Raw genomic sequence first — 22,424 nt, forward strand, 5'->3', positions numbered from 1 at the left:
CACCGGCAGGGTCCCAGGGGGCACCGTCCGTCACGCCACCAGGTGCTGCACCTCCGCCACCACGAACTCGCCGTACCGCAGCGCCGAGCCAACTGCCGCGAGCCGCGCGTAGTGCTCCGGCGAGAGCGCCGCGCCGGAGGCGGTGCCGATCTGTTGCATCGCCCGCAGCAGCAGGCGGAACGCGAGGTCCGGTGTGCAGCGCCGGACGCACTCGGTCAGCGCCCGCCCGACCTCGTCCGGCAGGAAGTCCGCCGCTGAGATCTCGGTGAGGACCGTGGCGGCCAGTTCCACGCCGTCCCACTCGGCGGGTACGGCGGCGACCACACCGGCCCCGGCGTGCCGGGACAGCCAGGTGTCGCACAGGCCGGTGAGCGTCTCCATCCACCGCGTTCCCGAGGTGACATCGGTACGCCCTCCGGAGAAGAAGGACGGCCCGGTCTCTGTACCGGCCGACCACAGCACCTCGATCGTCGCCGAGGGCAGGCGCAGCAGCAGCGCCGCGTCCCGCCGGACCGCGTCGACGTTCGCCGGGTCCAGGTCGTCCCAGAGGTGGTAGCCGACCGCCTCGGCGGCCGTGGGCCCGTGATGGGTCCAGTCCGCGTGGAACATGCTCATCAGCCAGGTCACACCGAAGTCGGACTCATCGATGCTTCGTACCATCCGTCACCTCCAGGACATGACGAAGGCCCCGCTGCCGTGAAGCAGCGGGGCCTTCGCCCACATGGGGTTGCCTCTCGGAAGAGGCGAGTGGAGATGGCGGGAATCGAACCCGCGTCCAACGGTGCAGAATCAGGGCTTCTCCGTGTGCAGTTCGCTGCGATTTTCTCGGCCCCGGCGATCACGCGAACAAGTCGCCGACGGGCCCAGTCACTGTTTGGTTTCCCATCGAACCCCGTGACCGGGCTCGATGGTTTAGTCCCCTAGATTATGCCAGGGTCCGGGTCGGGAACATCCCCGGGCTGACACCCGTTGGGGCCTTCACTCACTGCTTATTAGGCAGCGAGGGCGAAGGCGCGGGAATCGCTCTTGGAATTGGCGATTATTGGTTGCGACATATGGTTAACGAGATCATTGCCGCTTCCTCGACACGCTTCCCCTGCTTCAACAGCCGCTGTCGAAACCGATCATCCCCATGTTGTTTTTTCAATGCTCCGAAGAGGAGCGTGCACCCTCGGTGAGGTGCAGGACCCATCGTACGTGACCAACGCACGACGGTGCCAGCCTATTCCTACTGGGCCTGGGCCCGCTGCTTCCGCTTCGCCGCCGCGATCGCCCGGTCCGACTCCCGCCGGTCCTGCTTCTCGCGCAGGGTCTGCCGCTTGTCGTACTCCTTCTTGCCTCGCGCGAGCGCGATCTCGGCCTTGGCCCGGCCGTCCCTGAAGTACAGGGCGAGGGGCACGATCGTGTGGCCCGTCTCCTGGGCCTTCGACTCCAGCTTGTCGATCTCCTCGCGGTGCAGCAGCAGCTTGCGCTTGCGGCGTGCGGAGTGATTGGTCCAGCTGCCCTGGTGATACTCCGGGATGTGGGCGTTGTGCAGCCACGCCTCGCCCCCGTCGATCTGGACGAAGCCGTCGGTCAGCGAGGTTCGGCCCTCGCGCAGCGACTTGACCTCGGTGCCCATGAGGACCAGCCCGGCCTCGAAGGTGTCGATGATCGCGTAGTCGTGCCGGGCCTTCTTGTTCTGGGCGACGATCTTGCGCTTGCCGCCCTTCTCCCCGTCCTGGGCCTTGCCGCCCCCGCCACCCTGCTTCGGCTGGGACTCCTTCGGTACGTACATTCCCTTGCTCATAGTGCTGCCCATTTTCGCACTAGTGAGGGGGGCGAAGACCAGTCCTTATCAGCGGGCGTCAGCTCTCCCCACCCGGAGCGCGCGGAACGGCGCGACAAGCCCCCACCGGCCGGCGGTCAAAGCCGCACCCTCAGTCCGCGTCTCCCAGTCCCCCGAGAACAGTCTCGGCCTGCTGGAGAGCCCGATCGTCCGCTTCCAGATCAGGCGTGATCCCCCGCCCGTCGACGCCGCGCCCCGACGGAGTCCTGTAGTGCCCCACGGTCAGCTCGGCCACCGCCCCGTCCGGCAGCCGGCTGGGCATCTGCACCGACCCCTTGCCGAACGTCCTGGACCCCACGACCACCGCCCGCCCCCGGTCCTGCAGCGCCCCGGTGAGAAGCTCCGCCGCGCTCATCGTCCCGCCGTCGACAAGAGCGACCAGCGCACGGGTCGTATCCCCACCGGGCTCCGCGTGCAGCGCCTGCTGCGACCCGTCGACGTCGTACGTCGCGACCAGGCCCCCGTCGAGAAAGACGGACGCCGTGGTCACGGCCTCGGTGACCAGCCCACCGGAGTTCCCGCGCAGATCGAGAACGATCCCCCCGTCGGCAGGGGCCTCCCGGACGGCGTCCCGGACCTGGTCCCCGACGCCCTTGGTGAACGAGTCGATCTTGATGACGGTGATCCCGCCGGCGAGTTCTCGAACGGTGACCGAGTCCGTGGACAGACGGGCACGCCGAACGGTCTTCGTCCACGCGCGCGTGCCGCGCTCGAGGCCCAGCCGGACCGTCGTACCGGCGGCCGCGTCCGTGGCGTCGCCGCGCAACAAGGAGACCACCTCGGTGACCGGATGCCCGTCGACCTTCTCCCCGTCGACGCTGCGCAACCGGTCGCCCTTGCGGATCCCGGCGGACGCCGCGGGCGAGTCCGAGCTCACCTTGGTCACTTCGATACGGCCGTCCCGCTCGCGCCGCGCCCACAGCCCGACGCCGGTGTACTGGCCGTCGAGGGCTTCCTCGAACTCCTCGTACTCGCCCCGGGAGTAGACGGCCCCCCAGCGGTCTCCGCTGCGGCTGACGGCACGCTCGGCGGCCTCCATGGGGGACGTGCCGTCGGCCACGGCCTCCTCGGCCGCCTCCGCCACGTCCTCGTGATGACCCGCGGGAGCGGCCGAACGGGCCGAGTCCGACGAGGACTTCCGGTCGCCGGGGTCTGCCTCGGGAAACGAACCGGTCGCCGCGCCGGCCACCAGCACGCTCGCGAACACCAATGTCAGGGCCGCCCCGCGGCGGATGCGGCGGGGCTGACAGAACAGGTCTCGGCCTGACATGCCGGTGAGTCTAGGACAACGCAAGAGGGCCACACGGCCGGTTGACCGTACGGCCCTCTTGGCATGCGTCACACCTTCAGGTACTTGCGCAGCGCGAAGAACGCGGCCAACGCGGGCATCAGCACACTCGCCGCGAGGATCAGCGGCAGCTTCGTCAGTACGGCGTCCCAGCCCACGAAGTTGATCAGGTTGAGCTTCGAGGACAGGGCCATGCCGTGATCGATGGTGAAGTACCGGCCGACGACCAGGAAGACACAGGCGAGCCCACCGCCGATCGCGCCGGCTACGGCGGCCTCCATGATGAACGGCGCCTGGATGTAGAAGCCCGAGGCGCCCACGAGCCGCATGATCCCGGTCTCCCGCCGACGGCTGAACGCCGAGACACGCACCGTGTTGACGATCAGCAGCAGGGCGACGACCAGCATGAGCGCCATGACGCCCAGCGCGGCCCGGTTCATCAGGTTCAGCATCGTGAAGAGGTTGTCCAGGATGCCCTTCTGGTCCTGCACGGACTGCACGCCGTCGCGCCCGTTGAACGCGGTCGCGATGACCTGGTACTTCTCCGGGTCCTTCAGCTTGATCCGGTACGACTCCTGCATCTGGTCCGGCGTGAGGGAGGCGGCCAGCGGGGAGTCGCCGAACTGCTCCTTGTAGTGCTTGTACGCCTCGTCCTGGGACTCGTGGGCGACCGTCTCGACGACCGACATCTTCTTCAGGTCGGAGAGGATGTCCTTCTTCTGGTCGTCGGTCACCGCGCCCTTGGCGCAGTTGGGGTCCGACTCGGCGTCGCTCTTGTTGCAGAGGAAGATCGAGACGTTGACCTTGTCGTACCAGTAGCCCTTCATGGCGCCGACCTGGTCGCTCATCAGGAGCGAACCGCCGAACAGGGCGAGCGACAGGGCGACGGAGACGATGACGGCGAACGTCATCGTGAGGTTGCGACGGAGACCGACACCGATCTCGGAGAGTACGAACTGGGCGCGCATGGCGTCTTCTTCAGGCCTTTCCGGGGACTCTTCGAACGGCGGTCAGTGCTGGTAGCCGTAGACGCCGCGTGCCTGGTCGCGGACGAGACGGCCCTTCTCCAGCTCGATGACGCGCTTGCGCATCTGGTCCACGATGTTCTGGTCGTGGGTCGCCATCAGCACTGTCGTGCCCGTCCGGTTGATGCGGTCGAGCAGCTTCATGATGCCGACGGAGGTCTGCGGGTCGAGGTTGCCGGTGGGCTCGTCGGCGATCAGCAGCTTGGGCCGGTTGACGAAGGCCCGCGCGATGGCCACGCGCTGCTGCTCACCGCCGGACAGCTCGCCGGGCATCCGGTCCTCCTTGCCGCCGAGCCCGACGAGGTCGAGCACCTGCGGCACGGACTTGCGGATCTCGCCGCGGGACTTGCCGATGACCTCCTGCGCGAAGGCGACGTTCTCCGCCACCGTCTTGTTCGGCAGGAGCCGGAAGTCCTGGAAGACCGTCCCCAGCTGGCGACGCATCTGCGGCACCTTCCAGTTGGAGAGGCGCGCGAGGTCCTTGCCCAGAACGTGCACCTGGCCCTGACTGGTCCGCTCCTCGCGGAGAACCAGCCGCAGGAAGGTGGACTTTCCGGAGCCGGAGGACCCGACGAGGAACACGAACTCGCCTTTCTCCACTTCCAGGGAGACATCCCTGAGTGCGGGGCGGGTCTGCTTTGGGTAGACCTTGGATACGTTGTCGAATCGGATCACGGATGCACCACGGTAGGCCGGGGGTAGATGAGCGTGACCATACGCGAACCGGGTGCGGGAGCGCAGGCGCCGGTTCGCGTTGCATATGGGATGGGCGGTTTTGTGCCGACCTGGAAACCTCCCCTTCGGCAGCGCACAGGCGGCCCTCGGTGGAACCTGGCACAGTAGGGAAGGGAACGTTCTGCTACCCGGGAGCGTTGTCCTGTATGGAACCGACTGCAAGAAGGGTGACGCGCATGACGTACGACCGCCTGGTGTGCGCAAACTGCGCGGCGCCCGTGAGTGAGGGCCGGTGCCCCGTGTGCCGCGCCAACCGCGAGCGGCTGCAGCAGGAGAACCTCTTCGCGGGCCTGAACCCGATGGCCCTGATCGCCCTGCTCGCGGTGCTGATCGCAGCGGTGGCTCTGCTGGCACACCAGACCGCGTAGGCGGGCACCCCGAAGACATTACGCAGACATACGAAGGGCCCGGAGCGACACCCGCTCCGGGCCCTTCGTCGTAGCGCACGCACACGTCAAGCGAGCGCGTGACTATCGGGAGTCACCTTCAGGCGGCAGCGCCACCGCGACCGCCCGCCAGGCGGGGCAGGAGGCGGAAGCCGACGCCGCCGGCGATCATCGTGGCGGCACCGATGACCAGGAAGGCGGTCTGCCCGGCACCGGTCTCGGCGAGCTGCGCACCGCCCGTGCCCTGGGCCGCGGTGTCGGACGTGGTGTCCGTGCCGGTCTCGGTGAGGGCCGAGGAGCCCTCCTCCTGGGTGGAGGTGCCGGAACCGCCGTCGGGGTCGGTGTTGCTGTTGCCGCCCCCGGCGTTGCCGTTTCCGTTTCCGTTGCCGTTCCCGTTCCCGTTCCCGTTGCCGTTGCCGTTCCCGTTGCCGTTCCCGTTGCCCGGGTCGGTCGGGTCCTCGGTGGGCTCGGTCGGCTCCTCGGTGGGCTCCGTCGGGATCGTCGGCTCCTCGGTGACCGGCGGAGTCTCCGGGTCGGTCGGGATGCCGGGGTCGGTCGGAGTGCCCGGGTCGGTCGGGTCGTTGGGCTCGGTCGGGATGCCCGGGTCGGTCGGGTCGCCGGGGTTGCCCGGGTCGTCGTCGCCGAGGCCGGTGTCGACGTTCACGCCGACCCCGCTCTCGTCCACGCTCACACCGATCTCCAGCGCGGAAGCGGCGCCGGCAGCGGTCAGCGAGGCACCGGCCGCGATCACGGCACCGGCAGCTATGCGCGCGATCCGGATCCGCGTCTTCTTCGTCATGTGGTTGCTACCCCCAGTAGCTCATCGTCAATGAGGCGGCGCTCGGGGCCGTGATCGACGGGAGAAGGTAGCTGTACTTGAGTCCCCCGGTTCACATGCGCCCCAGAGATACGCATGCCACGCTTTACCCTTCCCATTTTTCAAAGCAACGTCAAGGCCGTTGAGTGTGCGATGTCCTGGTAAGGGCCCTTTGCCGGGGAAAGCGGTCTGTGAGTGTGATGTAAAACCCAGACATAAAGCAAACTGCCGCCCGATGGACGGCAGTTGCGGAAGGATTACCAAGTCGACAAAGTTACTTCTCCTGCTGCTTGCGCCAGCGAATCCCGGCCTCCAGGAAGCCGTCGATCTCGCCGTTGAACACAGCCTCGGGGTTGCCGACTTCGAAATCGGTGCGCAGGTCCTTGACCATCTGGTACGGGTGCAGGACGTACGAACGCATCTGGTTGCCCCAGGAGTTGCCGCCGTCGCCCTTGAGGGCGTCCATCGCGGCCTGCTCCTCCTGGCGGCGCCGCTCGAGCAGCTTGGCCTGGAGGACGTTCATCGCGCTCGCCTTGTTCTGGATCTGCGAGCGTTCGTTCTGGCAGGAGACGACGATGCCGGTCGGGAGGTGGGTGAGGCGCACCGCGGAGTCGGTGGTGTTCACGCCCTGGCCGCCGGGCCCGGACGAGCGGTAGACGTCCACCCGCAGCTCGGACTCGTCGATCTCGATGTGGTCGGTCTGCTCGACCACGGGGAGGATCTCGACGCCCGCGAAGGAGGTCTGGCGGCGCCCCTGGTTGTCGAAGGGCGAGATGCGCACGAGGCGGTGGGTGCCCTGCTCCACGGAGAGGGTGCCGTAGGCGTACGGGATCTGCACGGCGAAGGTGGTCGACTTGATGCCGGCCTCTTCGGCGTACGACGTCTCGTAGATCTCGGTCTTGTAGCCGTGCTGCTCCGCCCACCGCAGGTACATCCGCTGGAGCTTCTCGGCGAAGTCGGCGGCGTCGACGCCACCGGCCTCGGCCCGGATGTTCACGAGCGCCTCGCGGGAGTCGTACTCACCGCTGAGCAGCGTACGGACCTCCATCTCGTCGAGCGCCTTCTTGACGGAGGTGAGCTCCGACTCGGCCTCGGCGAGGGTGTCCGGGTCGTCCTCCTCCTGGGCCATCTCGAACAGCACGGAGAGATCGTCGATCCGGCTGCGCAGCGCGTCGGCCTTCCTGACCTCGGCCTGGAGATGGGACAGCTTGCTGGTGATCTTCTGCGCCTCGTCCGGGTTGTCCCACAGGGACGGCGCGGCCGCCTGCTCCTCGAGCACGGCGATGTCTGCCCTCAGCTTGTCGAGGTCCAGAACGGCCTCGATCGACTCCATGGTCGAGGAGAGGGACTTGAGCTCTTCGGATACATCGACGACTGCCACGCCCTCCAGCCTAACGGCTGTGGCAACCGACCTCGCCCGACCACCACCGGCACCGGGGGCCGCCGCCCCGGCTCCCTCATGGTGAGGCGGGCGCCGAGTTCTTCGTGTCCTGCGGTGACGCCCCCGCGTCGTCGCCCGACGTGGCCGCCCACACCCCGACTCCCGCCGCGGCCACGAGCACTACCGCCGCGGCCCCCACGGCCAGCCGACGCCGCCTCGTGGTCGCCCGATGCCGGGCCGAACCCGGACGGGGCGCACCCGCGGCCCGAGGCACCCGGGCGGTCCCTCGCGCACCCCCGGCCAGCTCATCGGGCGCAGGCACCCGCATCGACGTGTGCGTGTCCCGGTTGGAGTCGGCGGGCTTCGCGCCCGGTACCAACGGCACGGCTCCCCGCCGCACCGGCCGCCCGGAGGACGCCGCGTCCCCGTCGGAAGCCGCCGTCGGCGCCTCGCCGTCCGGCTCCTCCTCGTCCTCCGCGTCCGGCTCGTCCACGTCCAACGGCGGCATCCCGGCCAGCAACGGCAACAGCTCCCGCAGTCGCACCCCCAGCTCGGACGCCCGCAGCCGAGAGGCCGGCGCCTTGGCCAGGCACTGCACGATCAGCTGCCACAGCTCGTCGGGGATACCCGGAAGCGGAACCACCGTTTCCGTGACATGTCGGCGCAGCACCGCCCCCGGATGCCCTCCCCCGAACGGCGTGAACCCGGCCAGCAGCTCGTACAGGACGGTCGCGAGCGCGTAGATGTCCACGGACGCCCGCGGCGGCAGTCCCTCGACGATCTCCGGCGCCAGATAGTCCGGCGTCCCGATGATCTTGGTGGCCCGGGTCCGCCGCGGCGAGTCGATGAGCTTCGCCACACCGAAATCGGTCAGCAGGGCGGGATGCGAGCCCCCGGGGCCCAGCGGGCCCTGCATGTCCAGCAGGATGTTCTCCGGCTTCACGTCCCGGTGCACGACCCCCTTGGCGTGCGCCGCGGCCAGCCCGTCCGCGACATCCGCCACGATCGCCACCGCCGCCTCGGGCGCGAGCCGCTTCTCCCGGTCGAGCCGGGTGCGCAGATCCGTCCCCCGGACCAGGTCCATGACGAGCGCGAGGTCGTTGCCGTCGACCACGAGGTCGCGTACGGAGACCACGTGGGGGTGCTCCAGGCCGAGCAGGGCCGTGCGCTCCTGGACGAAGCGGCCCACGAGCTCCTGGTCGGACGCGAGATCCTCGCGCAGCAGCTTGACGGCGACGGGCCCCTCGGGTCCCTCGCCCAGCCACACCGTGCCGGCGCTGCCCCGCCCCAGGATCTGGTTGGCGGTGTACCGGCTGCCGATCTTCCGTGCCAAGGCTGCTCCTACAGACGCGTGTTGCCGATAAAACTACGCGTCGGAAGAGCCAACCTTCACCGCGGAGACGGAAATCACCCGCCGGATGTCGACAAATCCCCTGAGTCGCTACTGACCTGAGGACTTACCGCCCAGATCGCCGATCCACCCGCTCACCGTGTCGATCATGTCGCCGAGCTGCTGCCAGTAGCTCTTGCCGGTACCGATCCAGTCCTGGAGCGGGCTCAGCTCCCAGATCAGCCAGCTCGCGACGAACAGGATGACGATCGTGAACAGGCAGCCCTTGAGGCAGCCCAGACCCGGGATCTTCATCGGGTTGGCGCTGCGCTGCCGGGGTTCGCGCGCGGGGCGCTCGGGCTGCGGCGGGGGCGCGTACCGCTGCGGCTGCGGGGCGTACTGCTGCGGCTGGGGCTGCTGCCGGCGGCCGTGACCGCCGTCCTGCGGCGGCCGCTGCGGGGGCCGCTGCTGTCGCTGCGGCTGCTGTTGCTCCGGCCTGGCGACCTGCCGCTGCGGACGGCGGCGCAGCGGGTCCTCGCTGGGGTCGAGGTACTGGACCTGCGTCTGTTCGTTGCGGTCCCGGGCCGCGCGCAGCTGGTTCTGCCAGGGGTGCGGCTCCTCGGGTCCGCCGGGCTGCGGCCCCTGCTGCCCGTACTGCCCCTGTCCCGGCCGGCCGGGCGGTACCGGCGGCATGACGGCGGTCGGATCGGCCGCGCCACGGTTGGGGAGCACGGCGGTGGGGTCGGCGGCGCCGACGGGGTTCCCGGGGCCGGTGTGCGGCAGGAAGCTGGTGGCGGCGTTCGGGTCGAAGGCGCCCTGGGCACCCGCGCCGTGCGGCAGCACCTGCGTCGGGTCGGCGGCGCCGGGCGCGTCCGGTACCGCCGCCGGGGCCGGGTCGGGCAGCAGCAGCGCGCCGACGTTGTCCGCGGCGGCGATCTGCGCGGAGTTCGCGTGCACGCCGATGCCCTCGGCGACGACCCGCAGCCCGCGCGCGAGGTTCTCGGCGCTGGGGCGCCGGTCCGGGTTCTTGCTCAGGCAGCGCTCTATGACCGTCCACAACGGGTCGGGGACCGTGGAGGGGCGGCGCGGTTCGGCGCTCAGGTGCTGGTGCAGGACTTCCAGGGCGGAGCCGCCGGAAAACGGCGGACGGCCGGTGACCAGCTCGTACAGCAGGATGCCGGCGCCGTAGATGTCGACCGCGGAGGTCTGCGGGCGGCCCTCGGCGGACTCGGGAGCGACGTACGCGGGCGTGCCGACGAATTCCTGCGTCCGGGTCAGGCCCGGGGAGTCCGCGAGACGCGCGATGCCGAAGTCGGTCAGGAGGGGGTGCATCTCGCCGCCGTACTGCCGCAGCAGCACGTTGGCGGGCTTGAGATCGCGGTGGACCACCCCGTCGGCGTGGCTGGCGGCGAGGGCGTCGGCGATCTGGGCGGTGATCAGGGCGGCGCCGACGGGGCTGAAGGGGCCGTTCTCGCGCAGATAGCGGTGCAGGTCGGGGCCCTCGACGAGGTCCATGACCAGGGCGAGCAGATCGCCTTCGACGACCAGGTCACGCACCCGCACGATGTTCGGATGGGTCAGCCGCAGCAGGACGGAGCGCTCGCGCAGGAACCGCATCACGATGTCCGGGTCGCTCGCGAGCTCCTCCTTGAGGACCTTGATCGCGACGGTCTCGCCGGGCTGTCCCGGTACGGCGGCCTCGGCGCCCGCGGTCTCCCGCTGGCGGGCTCGCCACACGGTCCCCGTGGCACCGCGTCCGAGCGGCTCCTCGAGGAAGTACTTGCTGCCTACCGGCCGCACGTCATGCACTCCCTGCTGCTTGCTGTCGTTCCGACCCACTGTAGTGCCGCTCCTCAAGGCACTACGTAAGCGTTCCCAAGCGTGTTCGAAGGAAAGACGCTCCGGCCGGGTCCGCTGGTTGCCGGAGGTGGACGTGACCGATCTCAAGTGATCGTCGGCGCAGCACTGGTCAGGCACTTTTGGGGGCAGAGCCGACCAATCAAGATCACTTGCCCTCGGGCGGCGGGCGTGTTGTCAGTGGCAGGTGCGAGGATGCCTACCGTCAAGGCCGACGAACTTGGGCGCGTGCTTGTCCGCGAACTCGTCCGCGCAGAAGGGACCGCTGACGGCGATGCAGATCCGGCTGACCGTCGTAGACCCGCTGGGCCCGCCCGACCGGGCCCGGGGCCGCGCCGCGAGCTGCGACGTGCTGGTCACGGCTCCCGTCGGCACAGCCCTGGCCGCGGTGGCGACGGCACTCGCCTCGGCGGTCCCGGCGGACGGGGGCAGCTCCCGCGCGGGCGAAGCCGAGCGGGGGGGCGGCCCGGTCGTGCTGTACGCGGACGGGGAGCGGCTCGACACTCAACGAGCCACTCTGGGCGAGCCACCGCTGATCGACGGCGCCGTGCTGTCCCTGGGTGCCCCGGCGGCCCCCGAACCCCACCCCGAGCTCGACGACGCCCCCACCCAGCTCCACGTGGTCGCCGGCCCCGACGCCGGCGGCGTCCATCTGCTGCACGGCGGCCAGATCCACATCGGCCGCTCCGCCGACGCCGACGTCCCTCTGGACGACCCCGACGTCTCCCGCCTGCACTGCGCGGTCACGGTCGCCGCCGACGGCCGCGTCTCGGTGGCCGACCTGGACTCCACGAACGGCACGACCCTGGACGGCACCCGCGTGGGCACCCGCCCGGTCCGGTTCCCTCCGGGGGCGCTGCTGAGGATCGGCGAGTCGGTGCTGCGGCTGTCCCCGAGCGGTGGGCGACGGCTCGGTACGGAACCTGACGGCGAGGGCCACGTGCGGGTGACCTCCGGCGAAGCCGGGCTCGTGGCGGGCGACCAGCAGGGGCCCGGGGGCTCGGATGCCGCCGCCCGGACCGGCCGAGCCGGCTACGCGCCGGGCAACGGTGGTCAGGGACCGAGCGTGACCGGGGCGCGCCGGGGCTCGGAGACCACTGCGGAGTCCGGCACAGCCGGGCGCGCTTCAGATGTGGTCCAGGGGCGCGCAGCGGCAGGAACCCGCGAGGACGGCAGAGATGCCTCCGGCTCGGCCGCCGGGCAGACCGAGCGCTCCCCACGCGCGCGTGGCAGGGTGTCGGCAGGCGCAGGAGGGGCCGGGTCCGGCAGGTCCGCGCCGTCCTCGGACGCGGGGCCGGCCGAGGGCTCGGCACGCACGCGTGAAGGCCACGGCAGTAGCGACACCTCACCCCGGTCGACCACCGACCGGACCCACCACACCTACGGCTCCGCGGGCTGGGGCGCCTCGGGCGGAGGCCCCGAGGGCACGGGAGCGCAGGGCCACGGACCCGCTGAACCGCCGGTCGTCGTGCCGGGGCAGGGCGGTGCGCCCCGGATCGAGCGCCGGGACGGAACCGACGGCGGACGTCCGGACGCTGACGACAACCTCCGGGGCGCCGCCGGAGCGGTCTCCGACGACCCGGGCCACGGGCACGGCGGGGGCCCCGGCGGGGACACCCACGGCGGCCGGTCCGGAATCGGCTCCTTCGAAGTGACGCGCACCACCGCCGTCCCCCCGCCTCCCGCGACCGGCCAGGACCTGCCCTCGGGGCCTGACGCCCCGGCGACCGGCCGCCGCAAGGGCACCCCTCTGCGCGGAACCGACGTACCGCAAGGCGTGCGGCGGCGTGGTGGGCTGTCCGCGTGGGCCCGGCGACTGGCCGGTGGGCGGAGCGAGCAGGAGACGCCCCGGCGGGACGAGGCGTACGACGAGGACACCGCGCCCGTGACCGCGGTTCCGTCGGCCGCCGCGGCCCAGGCGCCCGAGGCCTGGCCCGATCCGGCGGCCCTGCTGCTGACGGCGCTGGGCCCCGGCGCGCGTCTGTGGGAGCGCGGGCCCGGGCATCCGGAGGCCCTCACCGTGCGGCTCGGCACCGCCGACCGTGCGGCGCCCGACGGCTCGAGGCTGCTGCCGGCCGTTCCGGTCACCGCTGATCTGCGCGAGAGCGGTGCACTGGGCCTCGCCGGTCCGCGCGCGCGGCTCGCAGGGCTGGCCCGCGCGGTGGTGGCCCAGCTCGCCGCCCTGCACGCGCCCGAGACCCTGGAGATCGTCCTGATCAGCGCGGACCGCTCCCGGCCCGCGCGGGAGCGCACCGCCGAGTGGTCCTGGCTCGGCTGGCTCCCCCATGTCCGCCCGGGTCACGGCCAGGACTGCCGCCTCCTGCTCGCCCATGACCGCGAGCAGGCCGCGGCCCGCACCGACGAACTTCTGCGGCGCCTGGACGACCACCTGTCCGACGTGGAGGCCGCACCGGCCCGCAGGACGATCCCGGCCGCCCGCTCCGCCGCCCCGCAGGACCGCCTCCGCAACACCGCCCGACGGCCTTCCTGGGCCCGGGACGACGCGGAGGACGAGACGAGCGGCGGTTTCCCGGGGCCGTACACCGTGGTCGTGGTGGACGGCGACCCCGGTGGCGCCGACCTGCGCAAGGCGGTGGCGCGGCTGGCGGCGGAGGGCCCCCGGGCCGGCATCCACGTCGTGTGCCTGGCCGAGACGGCCCCGGCCTCCCCGGCGTCCCCGGTGACGGACACGTACGAGGCGGCGTGCGCGGCGGCCCCGACCTTCCGCGAGTGCGGCGCGGTCGGCCTGCTCAGCGGGGACGTGGCGACGGCACTGCGGCTGATGCGGGTGGCGCGGGCGGGGGTTCCCACGCAGGCGGGCACCGAGGCCGACGGCACCGGCGCGGCCCCTTCCGGAAACCGCCCCGAGCCCGGACGCCCGGCCACCGGCACGTCCCGCCCCGCAACCACCGCGGCCCCGGCCGACGCTCGCCAGGCGGACGTGTCCCGCACCAGCACCGAGGCCCACCCCACCGGCACGCGCGCCGACGCCCGTACGCGCACCGGCGCCGACACCATCCACCTCACCACCGACCCCGCCCCCGCCCCCGTCGGCCACGGCACCGTCGCCGCCGTGGACGCCGTCTCCGCGGCCTGGGCCGAGCGGTTCGCGCGCGCGCTGGCGCCGTTGCGTACGGACGGCGCCGCCGGTGGGGGGCACGCGCGCGTGTCCTCGCCGTTGCCCCAGGCGGCGCGGTTGCTCGACGAGTTGGGGCTGGCCCGGGCCACCCCGCCGTCGCTGATGACACGCTGGGCGGACGCGGCCGACGACCCGGAGTCGCTCGGCGGCCGGGCGTGGGCGGTGCTGGGTGCCGGACCGCGCGGCCCGGTCTGCGCCGACCTCGTGGCCGAGGGCCCGCACCTGCTGGTCGAGGGCCCCGCGGGCAGCGGCCGTACGGAACTGCTGCGGGCGGTCGTCGCCTCGCTGGCCGCGGCCGAGCGCCCCGACCGGCTGAGCATCGTCCTGATGGACGGCCGGGACAGCGTGAGCACCGGGGGTACCTCCTCCGGGGCAGGCGGTCACGGCGAGGGCCTGCACGTGTGCACGGATGTGCCGCATGTGACCACTCACCTCACCGCCAATGACCCGGTGCGCATGCGGGAGTTCGCCCAGTCCCTGAGCGCCGAGCTGAAGCGGCGCGCGGAGCTGCTCGGCCGCTCCGACTTCACGGAGTGGCACACCGGCCGGGAGCTGTCGGGTCGTATCGTCGCCCAGCGCACGGCGCATCCGCGGGGCACGACAGGCACCCCCGGTGACACGGCCGCCGGTGACCTGGACTCCCCGCCCAGCTCCACGATCCGGCTGCGCCCGGCGGCGGCCCGTCGGCGGACGGAGACGGCACCCCCGCTTCCCCGTCTGGTCGTGATCGTGGACGACCTGGACGCCCTGGTCTCCCCGCCCCTGGGCTCCCCCGGCAGGCCTGCCGCCGGCTCCGTCATACGCGCGCTGGAGGCGGTGTCCCGCGAGGGCGAGCGCCTGGGCGTCCACCTGGTGGCCGCGACCGGCCCGGGCGGCCGTACCGCGGAGTCGGAAGCGGCCCGCCGGGCCACCCTCCGCGTCACCCTTGACCCCCCGGCCACCGGGCCGGACGAACCGGCTCCCGGCCGCGGTCGGCTGACCTGGTCCGACGGCCGGGTCACGGCCTTCCAGGCCGGCCGGGTCACCGGCCGCATACCCCGCACCGCGACCCTGCGCCCCACGGTCGTCCCCCTGGAATGGGAACGCATGGGCGACCCCCCGGCCCGCCGCCCGGTCCGGGAACTGGGCAACGGTCCGACGGATCTGGCCCTGCTGGCGAGTGCATTGGAACGCGCAGCGAGGGAAGTCGCAGCGGCAGAGGTCCCGTCGCTGCTCTAGTCGTGAAGGGATCCGGGGGCAGTGCCCCCGAACGACGCGTGCCCCAACGCACCGGCACTGGTCACGACGGCATCACGATCTTCCACTTGACAGCGGACGCCTACTTGCCGACCTCGTTCCCCCGGCGTAGACCAGTTCGCACGGGACAGCCCTCGAACGTTCGACGAGGAACGAAGAACGGGGTCGTGATGCGCAGCACGAGCAGCACCAACCGGAAGCCCAGGTCAGCGAACAGGGCTTCCGCGAAAACGGCGGCCGCCGCCCTCGCGGCAGCCCTCGCCCTCTCACTCGCCGCATGCGGCGGAGACGACGACAAGAGCAGTGACACGGGCGCGACAGGTGGCAAGGAGACAGGCACCAGCCTCACCCTGCCCAAGCTGAACGGCCAGAGCCTCCAGGTCGCCGCCGTCTGGAGCGGCGAGGAGCAGGCCAACTTCAAGAAGGTCCTCGCGGAGTTCGAGAAGCGCACCGGTGCCAAGGTGACCTTCGTGCCCGCCCAGGACCCGATCGTCAACTTCCTGGGCTCGAAGGTCGCGGGCGGTCAGCCGCCGGACATCGCGATGCTTCCGCAGCCGGGTGCCATCAAGCAGGCCGTGGACAAGAAGTGGGCCAAGCCCCTCGGCACCGAGGCCAAGGCCGAGCTCGCCAAGAACTACTCGCAGGGCTGGCAGGACATCGGCAAGATCGGCGGCACCCAGTACGGCGTCTACTACAAGGCCGCCAACAAGTCCCTGATCTGGTACAACGCCAAGGTCTTCGAGAACGCGGGCGCCACCGAGCCGAAGACCTGGGACGAACTGCTCACCACCGCCCAGACGGTCTACGACTCGGGTGTGACCCCGTTCTCCGTGGGCGGCGCCGAGGGCTGGACCCTGACGGACTGGTTCGAGAACATCTATCTCTCCCAGGCCGGCCCGGACAAGTACGACCAGCTGGCCAAGCACGAGATCAAGTGGACGGACCCGTCCGTGAAGGACGCGCTGACCACGCTGGCCCAGGTATGGGGCAAGAAGGACTATGTCGCGGGCGGCGCGAAGGGCGCGCTGCAGACGGACTTCCCGGCCTCGGTGACGCAGACCTTCACCGGCGGCGACCAGCCCAAGGCGGCGATGGTCTACGAGGGCGACTTCGCACAGGTCAACATCCAGACGGCCAAGGCGAAGGTCGGCACGGACGCGAAGGTGTTCCCGTTCCCGAAGGTCGGTGACACCGCCCCCGTGGTCTCCGGCGGCGACGCGGCCGTGATCCTGAAGGACTCCAAGGCGGCGCAGGCGCTGGCGACCTTCCTGGCCTCGCCCGACGCGGCGACGATCCAGGCCAAGCTGGGCGGCTATCTCTCGCCGAACAAGAGCGTGGACATCTCGGCGTATCCGAACCCGGTGCAGCAGAAGATCGCCAAGGCGCTGATCGACTCCGGCGACGACTTCCGCTTCGACATGTCCGACCAGGCCCCGCAGGCCTTCGGCGGCACCCCCGGCAAGGGCGAGTGGAAGGCCCTCCAGGACTTCCTGACGAACCCGAAGGACGTCGCGGGCACGCAGGCCAAGCTGGAGGCCGACGCGGCGGCCGCCTACGGGAACTGACGCGATGACCTCGGCCACCGAGGCAGGGGTCCCTCCGGCCCCTGCCTCCCCCAAGTCGCGCAAGAGCGTGACCGGCACGCGAAAGACCGTGGCAGTGCTGTTCCTGCTGCCCGCCCTCGTGCTGCTGGGCGCGCTCGTGGTCTACCCGATCGGGTACTCGATCGTCCGCAGCTTCTACAACCAGTCCGGCGACGGTTTCGCCGGATTCGACAACTACAAGGCCCTGTTCACCGACGACGGCATCCGTACGGCCCTGAAGAACAACATCATCTGGGTGGTGTTCGCGCCGACGATCGCCACCGCGCTCGGGCTGATCTTCGCGGTGCTGACCGAACGGGTGCGCTGGGGAACGGCGTTCAAGCTGGTCGTCTTCATGCCGATGGCGATCTCGATGCTGGCGGCCGGCATCATCTTCCGGCTCGTCTACGACCAGGACCCGGACAAGGGTTTCGCGAACGCGGTGTGGGTGGGCGTGCACGACACGTTCAGTCAGTCCTCGGCGTTCCCGAAGGCGCACCCGGGCCGTGAGTCACCGCTGGTGGCTCAGGGGGGCGGGTTCATCACCAGGACGCCGGTCCACACCGGCGGCACGGTCACCCTGCCCCTGGTGGGTGTCGCCCCTGACCAGATGCCCGGCGACGCGAAGAAGGCCGTGGCGCCGCAGGCGGACCCGGGCAGGATCACCGGGACGACCTGGCAGGACTTCACGCGCGGCAAGGGGGTCGGCAAGCTCGGCGGGGTCGACCCGACCGAACTCGGCTACCCCGGCATGAAGATCGAGGCGGTCAAGGACGGCAAGGTCGTCGAGACGGCGAAGGCCGGTGACGACGGCACGTTCTCCTTCTCGGAGAAGGCCGACGGGGCCCGACTGCGGCTTCCGGCGAGCAACTTCAAGGAGGCCTACAACGGGCTGGACTGGCTCGGCCCGTCGCTGGTGACGCCGGCGATCATCGGGTCGTACATCTGGATGTGGGCCGGTTTCGCGATGGTGCTGATCGCGGCCGGGCTCGCGGGCATCCCCCGCGAACTCCTGGAGGCCGCCCGGGTCGACGGCGCGAGCGAGTGGCAGGTCTTCCGCAGGGTCACGGTCCCGCTTCTCGCGCCCGTTCTCGCGGTCGTCACCGTGACCCTGATGATCAACGTCCTGAAGATCTTCGACCTGGTCTTCATCATCGCCCCGGGCTCCTCGCAGGACGACGCGAACGTCCTCGCCCTGGAGCTGTACCGCAAGGGCTTCGCCGAGGACCAGCCGGGCATCGCGAGCGCCATCTCGGTGTTCCTGCTGCTGCTGGTGATCCCGGTGATGTGGTTCAACATTCGTCGGCTCAGGCGGGAGGTACGGCGATGACCACTCAGGCCGAAAGGCTTCCCGAGACGGCACCGACCGACGGGGTGAAGGCGAAGCAGTCGCTCGGCTCACGGCTCGTCGAACGCGTCAGCGGCGGCCTGATCAGCGTCGTCCTCGTCCTCGTCGGCCTGTTCTGGCTGGTGCCGACGATCGGGCTGCTGATCTCCTCGCTGCGCACCCCGCAGGACCTCGCCGCGACCGGCTGGTGGAAGGTCTTCACCGAGCCGTCCCAGATGACCCTCGACAGCTACGACAAGCTGCTCCACAACAGCGACATCACCGGCTCCATCGTCAACACCGTGCTGATCACGGTCCCGGCGACGGTCCTGGTGATCGTCATCGGCGCGCTCGCGGGCTACGCGTTCGCGTGGATGGAATTCCCGGGCCGAGACTGGTGGTTCATGGGCGTGGTCGGTCTGCTGGTGGTGCCGGTGCAGGTGGCGCTGATCCCCATCGCCGAACTCTTCGGCAAGCTGGGCCTGTTCGGCAACATCTTCGGGGTGATCCTCTTCCACACGGGCTTCGGTCTGCCCTTCGCGGTGTTCCTGCTGCGGAACTTCTTCGCGGAGATCCCCCGCGAACTCCTGGAGGCGGCAAGGCTCGACGGCGCGGGTGAACTGCGCCTGTTCACCAGGGTGGTGATGCCGCTCGGCGGGCCCGCGATCGCGAGCCTGGGCATCTTCCAGTTCCTGTGGGTGTGGAACGACATGCTGATCGCCCTGGTGTTCACGGACGCCGACAGCCAGCCGATCACGGTCGCCCTGCAGACCCAGATGCGCGCCTTCGCCGACAACGTCGACGTCCTGGCACCGGGTGCGTTCATCTCCATGGTGATCCCGCTGCTCGTGTTCTTCGCGTTCCAGCGGCAGTTCGTGTCCGGCGTGATGGCGGGCGCGGTCAAGTAGCCCGTCCGACAGCCGACTTGAAGGGGCGGGCCGATACCGGTCCGCCCCTTCGCGTTCGCCCGAATGCCGTACAGACCGTAACCAAGCTCCTCCATGGGGCGTTCCCGGGCAGAACTCCCGCGCCGACCCATGGATGTGCCGTGCCCAGGTTGAGTGTCATCGTCCCCGCGTACGAGGTTCAGGCATACCTGCCCGCATGCCTGGAATCGGTGCTGTCACAGTCGTACGAAGATCTGGAACTGCTCGTGGTCGACGACCGCTCGCCGGACGCGTGCGGCGAGATCGCCGACGAGTTCGCGGCCCGCGATCCACGTGTCCGGACGGTCCACCTGGCGCGGAACAAGGGGCTCGGTCCCGCCCGCAACGCGGGGATCTCGGAGGCCACAGGCGACTACCTGGTCTTCCTGGACGGCGACGACACGCTCACCCCGCACGCGCTGCGGGCGATCGCCGACCGGCTGAAGGAGACCGGCGAACCGGACGTCCTGCTCTACGACCACGCCCTCGCCCCCTGGTCGGGCGAGACCGTCCGCAACGCTTTCAGCGGGCAGCTCACCGAGCAGGGCCCGGCCCCCTTCCTCCTGGAGGACCGCCCGGGGCTGCTGTGGGCGCAGACGGTGGCCTGGAACAAGGCGTACCGCAGGGAGTTCGTCGAAAGCGGGGGCTTCGCCTTCCCGTCCGGCCACCACGCGGACACCCCCTGGACCTACCCGGTCCTGATGACCGCCGAGTCGATCGCCACCCTGGACCGGGTCTGCGTCCACCACCGACAGCGCCGACGGAGCCGGGCCCTCGGCACGGCCGGCCACTTCGACATCTTCGACCAGTACGACAGGGTCTTCGCCCACGTCGGCTCGCGCCCCGAACTCGCGCGGTGGCGGCCGGTGTTGTTCCGCCGCATGGTGGACGACCTCTGGGCGGTGTTCGCCGGGCGGGACCGTCTCCCGCGCGGCAGCCGCGCCGAGTTCCTGCGGCGGGCCCGCGACCACTACCGCGCCCACCGCACCCCGGGCCACCCGGTCCCGGTGCGCTCCTGGCCGCGCCACAAGGTGATCCACCTGGGCCTGTACCGCACCTACCGGGTCGTGGAACTGGCCCAGCGGCTCAGGCAGCGGGCCACCAGGCCGGTCCGCCGCCTCACCAGGGCGCTGCACGCGGCGGCCCTCCGGCTCCACTACCGCGTCCAGCTGCGCCTCCCCCTGCGCGAGGACCGGGCCGTCTTCGCCGCGTACGGGGGTCGCGGCCACGGCTGCAACCCGGGCGCGCTGGAGGAGGCGTTCCGCGCCTTCGCCCCGCACATCCGCACCGCGTGGATCGCCCGTCCCGAGCACCACCACACGATCCCGACCGCGACTCTCAGGCTGCGCCCCGGCACGGCCGCCTACTGGACGGCGCTCGCCCGCTCCAAGTACCTGGTGAACAACACCGACTTCGACCGCCGTCTGGTCAAACGCCCCGGCCAGGTCCTCGTCCAGACCCACCACGGCACTCCCCTCAAGCACATGGGCCTGGACCTCCAGGAACGCCCGGCGGCGGCAGGTCACTTGGACTTCGACGAGATGCTGAGCGGCGTCGACCAGTGGGACTACCTTGTGTCCCCCAACCGCCACGCCACCCTGACCTGGGAACGCGTCTACCCCGGCGGCTACACCATGCTTCCCTACGGCTATCCCCGCAACGACGTGTTCCAGCGGGCGACTTCGGAGGACGTACGAAGGCTGCGCGAGTCCCTCGGCATTCCGGCGGGGTCGGTCGCGATCCTGTACGCGCCGACCCACCGCGACTACCGCCGCACCCAGCGCGCCACTCTCGACCTGGACCGCCTCCTGCTCCGTCTGGGCCCCCGCTTCGTCGTGCTGGCCCGCGCCCACCACCGCCACGGCGGCCCGCTCGTCTCCCCCGCGACCGGCCGGGTCATCGACGTCAGCGACCACCCGAGCGTCGAGTCCCTGTGTCTGGCCTCGGACGCCCTGGTCACCGACTACTCGTCCCTGATGTTCGACTACGCCAACCTGGACCGCCCGATCGTGATCCACGCCGACGACCGGGAGGCGTACGAGGCGGCCCGTGGCACCTACTTCGACCTGCGGACCTTCGCGCCGGGCGCGGTCGCGCGCAGCGAGGACGAACTGACCGACATCTTCGCCACCGGCCACTGGCGCGGTTCCCGCTCCACCCAGCTGCGCTCGGCGTTCCGAGCGCGCTTCTGCCCGTACGACGACGGCCGCGCCGCCGAGCGGGTCGTACGCCATGTCGTCCTGGGCGAGACCGAGTTGCCCCCGGTGATCCCGCTCGCCGAGCGCCATCCGGTGCCGTCGGCGGCGGCGGCGCTCGACCGCTTCCCGTTGGCCACCGTGCCCCTTCCCGCGACGGGCGTGCCCGTCACCGAGACCCACTAGAAGGGGTCCCCATGCCGTCCAGCCCGTCCCATCCCACACCGACCCGTCCGTCCACCTGGCGCCCGGTGGGACGACCGGGGCGTCGGCTCCGCTGCTGCGAGCCGGCGTCCGGCACGCGCTCCTGAGCGCCCGCCCTACCCCCGGGCCGCCTCCGGATGCCGCCGTACCCATCCCTCCCAGGCCGACGTGATCATGTCCTGGACGTCGTGTTTGGCCTTCCAGCCGAGTTCTGTGGCTGCCAGGTCGGCCGAGGCGACGACTCGGGCCGGGTCTCCGGGGCGGCGGGGAACGACCGTCGGGGGGCGGTCGTAGCCGGTGAGGGCGTTGATGTGATCGATCATCTCGCGGACGGAGACACCCTCGCCGCGGCCGATGTTGACGGTGAGATCGCGGCCGGGAGAGGACTGCAGGGCCCGGGCGGCGGCCACATGGGCCTCGGCCAGGTCGGCGACGTGGATGTAGTCGCGGACGCAGGTGCCGTCGGCGGTGTCGTAGTCGTCGCCGAAGATGCGCGGGGCCGCGTTGGCCGTGAGCTTCTCGAAGACCATCGGGACGATGTTGAAGACGCCCGTGTCGGCCAGCTCGGGGCTCGCCGCTCCCGCCACGTTGAAGTAGCGGAGGCAGGCCGTGGAGAGGCCTGTCGCGCGGCCGGTCGCGCGGACCAGCCACTCACCGGCCAGCTTGGTCTCGCCGTACGGGGACATCGGCGCGCACGGGGTCTCCTCCGTCACCAGCGGGACGTCCGGCATGCCGTACACCGCCGCGGAGGACGAGAAGACGAAGGAGGGGACCCCGGCCGCCGTCGCCGCTTCCAGGAGGACGCGCAGGCCCTCGACGTTCTCCCGGTAGTAGTGCAGCGGCAGTTCCACCGACTCGCCGACCTGCTTCTTCGCCGCGAGATGGACCACGCCGGTGACCTCGTGGTCCGCCAGGGTGTGCGCGACGCGCTCGGCATCCAGCGTGGAACCCACCACCAGCGGCACGTCGTCCGGCACGCGCTCGGCGACGCCGGTGGACAGGTCGTCGTACACGACCGCCTGCTCGCCCGCCTCGGTCATCGCCCTCACGACGTGCGCCCCGATGTAGCCGGCGCCGCCGGTGATCAGCCAGGTCATGTACGGCCGTCCCCTCTTCGGTTGACCCTGTCCGTCCATCAGTGAAACAGGCGGTCGGGTGCGGTGCGGG

At 71.0% G+C, this 22,424-nt stretch carries 16 protein-coding genes and 1 other RNA gene; 6 read left to right on the forward strand and 11 right to left on the reverse strand.

All coding sequences use genetic code 11. The features are described 5' to 3' along the window. Window positions 1-30: 30 nt before the first annotated feature. The 6 genes from QF027_RS19320 to ftsE all read right to left on the reverse strand — a co-directional run bounded on the left by QF027_RS19320 (window position 31) and on the right by ftsE (window position 4,816). Window positions 31-660 carry a hypothetical protein gene (locus QF027_RS19320; protein ID WP_307075888.1) on the reverse strand — a complete coding sequence of 210 codons (630 nt, stop codon included), beginning with the start codon at window positions 658-660 and terminating at the stop codon, window positions 31-33. Window positions 661-745: 85 nt separating this feature from the next. Continuing rightward, window positions 746-1,132: a transfer-messenger RNA gene (gene ssrA, locus QF027_RS19325) on the reverse strand. A 96-nt stretch (window positions 1,133-1,228) separates the two neighbouring features. Continuing rightward, window positions 1,229-1,777: an SsrA-binding protein SmpB gene (smpB, locus tag QF027_RS19330; protein ID WP_057610801.1), complete on the reverse strand. Its 549-nt coding sequence runs from the start codon at window positions 1,775-1,777 to the stop codon at window positions 1,229-1,231. A gap of 142 nt (window positions 1,778-1,919) precedes the next feature. Then, complete coding sequence (locus QF027_RS19335; protein WP_306980527.1) at window positions 1,920-3,098, reverse strand: S41 family peptidase; 1,179 nt, start codon at window positions 3,096-3,098, stop codon at window positions 1,920-1,922. A 68-nt stretch (window positions 3,099-3,166) separates the two neighbouring features. Then, window positions 3,167-4,084 carry a permease-like cell division protein FtsX gene (gene ftsX / locus QF027_RS19340; RefSeq protein WP_306980525.1) on the reverse strand — a complete coding sequence of 306 codons (918 nt, stop codon included), beginning with the start codon at window positions 4,082-4,084 and terminating at the stop codon, window positions 3,167-3,169. 42 nt (window positions 4,085-4,126) lie between these two features. Beyond that, entirely contained in the window at window positions 4,127-4,816 is a 690-nt protein-coding gene (gene ftsE, locus QF027_RS19345; RefSeq protein WP_007382424.1) for a cell division ATP-binding protein FtsE, read from the reverse strand. A 236-nt stretch (window positions 4,817-5,052) separates the two neighbouring features. Here ftsE and QF027_RS19350 point away from each other — a divergent pair, with 236 nt between their 5' ends. Beyond that, on the forward strand, window positions 5,053-5,244 hold the full coding sequence (locus QF027_RS19350) for a hypothetical protein (RefSeq protein WP_053851796.1): 192 nt from the start codon (window positions 5,053-5,055) through the stop codon (window positions 5,242-5,244). Between the two features lie 118 nt (window positions 5,245-5,362). On the opposite strand, the gene QF027_RS19355 is transcribed toward QF027_RS19350, so the two are convergent. The 4 genes from QF027_RS19355 to QF027_RS19370 form a co-directional block, all read right to left on the reverse strand. Further along, window positions 5,363-6,061 carry a hypothetical protein gene (locus QF027_RS19355; protein ID WP_307075890.1) on the reverse strand — a complete coding sequence of 233 codons (699 nt, stop codon included), beginning with the start codon at window positions 6,059-6,061 and terminating at the stop codon, window positions 5,363-5,365. A gap of 292 nt (window positions 6,062-6,353) precedes the next feature. Continuing rightward, on the reverse strand, window positions 6,354-7,460 hold the full coding sequence (gene prfB / locus QF027_RS19360) for a peptide chain release factor 2 (RefSeq protein ID WP_306980519.1): 1,107 nt from the start codon (window positions 7,458-7,460) through the stop codon (window positions 6,354-6,356). 76 nt (window positions 7,461-7,536) lie between these two features. Next, the gene (locus tag QF027_RS19365) at window positions 7,537-8,793 is read right to left on the reverse strand and encodes a serine/threonine-protein kinase (RefSeq protein WP_307075892.1); all 1,257 of its coding nucleotides are present in this window, start codon (window positions 8,791-8,793) and stop codon (window positions 7,537-7,539) included. Between the two features lie 108 nt (window positions 8,794-8,901). Further along, entirely contained in the window at window positions 8,902-10,590 is a 1,689-nt protein-coding gene (locus tag QF027_RS19370) for a serine/threonine-protein kinase (RefSeq protein ID WP_306986668.1), read from the reverse strand. Window positions 10,591-10,921: 331 nt separating this feature from the next. Between QF027_RS19370 and QF027_RS19375 the strand changes: the two genes are divergently transcribed. From QF027_RS19375 to QF027_RS19395, 5 genes are all read left to right on the forward strand, one after another. Next, window positions 10,922-15,004, forward strand: a complete 4,083-nt coding sequence (locus tag QF027_RS19375; RefSeq protein ID WP_307082418.1) for an FHA domain-containing protein — start codon at window positions 10,922-10,924, stop codon at window positions 15,002-15,004. Window positions 15,005-15,192: 188 nt separating this feature from the next. Further along, complete coding sequence (locus tag QF027_RS19380) at window positions 15,193-16,587, forward strand: ABC transporter substrate-binding protein (RefSeq protein ID WP_306980515.1); 1,395 nt, start codon at window positions 15,193-15,195, stop codon at window positions 16,585-16,587. Between the two features lie 4 nt (window positions 16,588-16,591). Continuing rightward, window positions 16,592-17,935 (forward strand): carbohydrate ABC transporter permease, encoded by a 1,344-nt coding sequence (locus QF027_RS19385; RefSeq protein ID WP_307075895.1) that lies wholly within the window; start codon window positions 16,592-16,594, stop codon window positions 17,933-17,935. Further along, window positions 17,932-18,840 (forward strand): carbohydrate ABC transporter permease, encoded by a 909-nt coding sequence (locus QF027_RS19390; RefSeq protein WP_306980511.1) that lies wholly within the window; start codon window positions 17,932-17,934, stop codon window positions 18,838-18,840. Before QF027_RS19385 ends, QF027_RS19390 begins: the two co-directional genes overlap by 4 nt. 140 nt (window positions 18,841-18,980) lie before the next feature. Beyond that, a complete protein-coding gene (locus QF027_RS19395; protein WP_307075897.1) occupies window positions 18,981-21,239 on the forward strand; it encodes a bifunctional glycosyltransferase/CDP-glycerol:glycerophosphate glycerophosphotransferase in 2,259 nt (752 codons plus the stop codon). 134 nt (window positions 21,240-21,373) lie between these two features. Here the strand turns inward: QF027_RS19395 and galE are convergent, their stop codons facing one another. Further along, window positions 21,374-22,354, reverse strand: a complete 981-nt coding sequence (gene galE, locus QF027_RS19400; protein ID WP_307075899.1) for a UDP-glucose 4-epimerase GalE — start codon at window positions 22,352-22,354, stop codon at window positions 21,374-21,376. Window positions 22,355-22,424: the final 70 nt, after the last annotated feature.

This window comes from Streptomyces canus (assembly GCF_030816965.1).
In the GTDB taxonomy this organism is placed as follows: domain Bacteria; phylum Actinomycetota; class Actinomycetes; order Streptomycetales; family Streptomycetaceae; genus Streptomyces; species Streptomyces canus_E.

What these genes read in the sequence shown, in the direction of transcription:
- QF027_RS19320 (WP_307075888.1), bottom strand. Translation starts at nt 660, where the DNA reads ATGGTACGAAGCATCGATGAGTCCGACTTCGGTGTGACCTGGCTGATG.
- smpB (WP_057610801.1), bottom strand. Translation starts at nt 1,777, where the DNA reads ATGTACGTACCGAAGGAGTCCCAGCCGAAGCAGGGTGGCGGGGGCGGC.
- QF027_RS19335 (WP_306980527.1), bottom strand. Translation starts at nt 3,098, where the DNA reads ATGTCAGGCCGAGACCTGTTCTGTCAGCCCCGCCGCATCCGCCGCGGG.
- ftsX (WP_306980525.1), bottom strand. Translation starts at nt 4,084, where the DNA reads ATGCGCGCCCAGTTCGTACTCTCCGAGATCGGTGTCGGTCTCCGTCGC.
- QF027_RS19350 (WP_053851796.1), top strand. Translation starts at nt 5,053, where the DNA reads ATGACGTACGACCGCCTGGTGTGCGCAAACTGCGCGGCGCCCGTGAGT.
- QF027_RS19355 (WP_307075890.1), bottom strand. Translation starts at nt 6,061, where the DNA reads ATGACGAAGAAGACGCGGATCCGGATCGCGCGCATAGCTGCCGGTGCC.
- QF027_RS19375 (WP_307082418.1), top strand. Translation starts at nt 10,922, where the DNA reads ATGCAGATCCGGCTGACCGTCGTAGACCCGCTGGGCCCGCCCGACCGG.
- QF027_RS19380 (WP_306980515.1), top strand. Translation starts at nt 15,193, where the DNA reads ATGCGCAGCACGAGCAGCACCAACCGGAAGCCCAGGTCAGCGAACAGG.
- QF027_RS19385 (WP_307075895.1), top strand. Translation starts at nt 16,592, where the DNA reads ATGACCTCGGCCACCGAGGCAGGGGTCCCTCCGGCCCCTGCCTCCCCC.
- QF027_RS19390 (WP_306980511.1), top strand. Translation starts at nt 17,932, where the DNA reads ATGACCACTCAGGCCGAAAGGCTTCCCGAGACGGCACCGACCGACGGG.
- galE (WP_307075899.1), bottom strand. Translation starts at nt 22,354, where the DNA reads ATGACCTGGCTGATCACCGGCGGCGCCGGCTACATCGGGGCGCACGTC.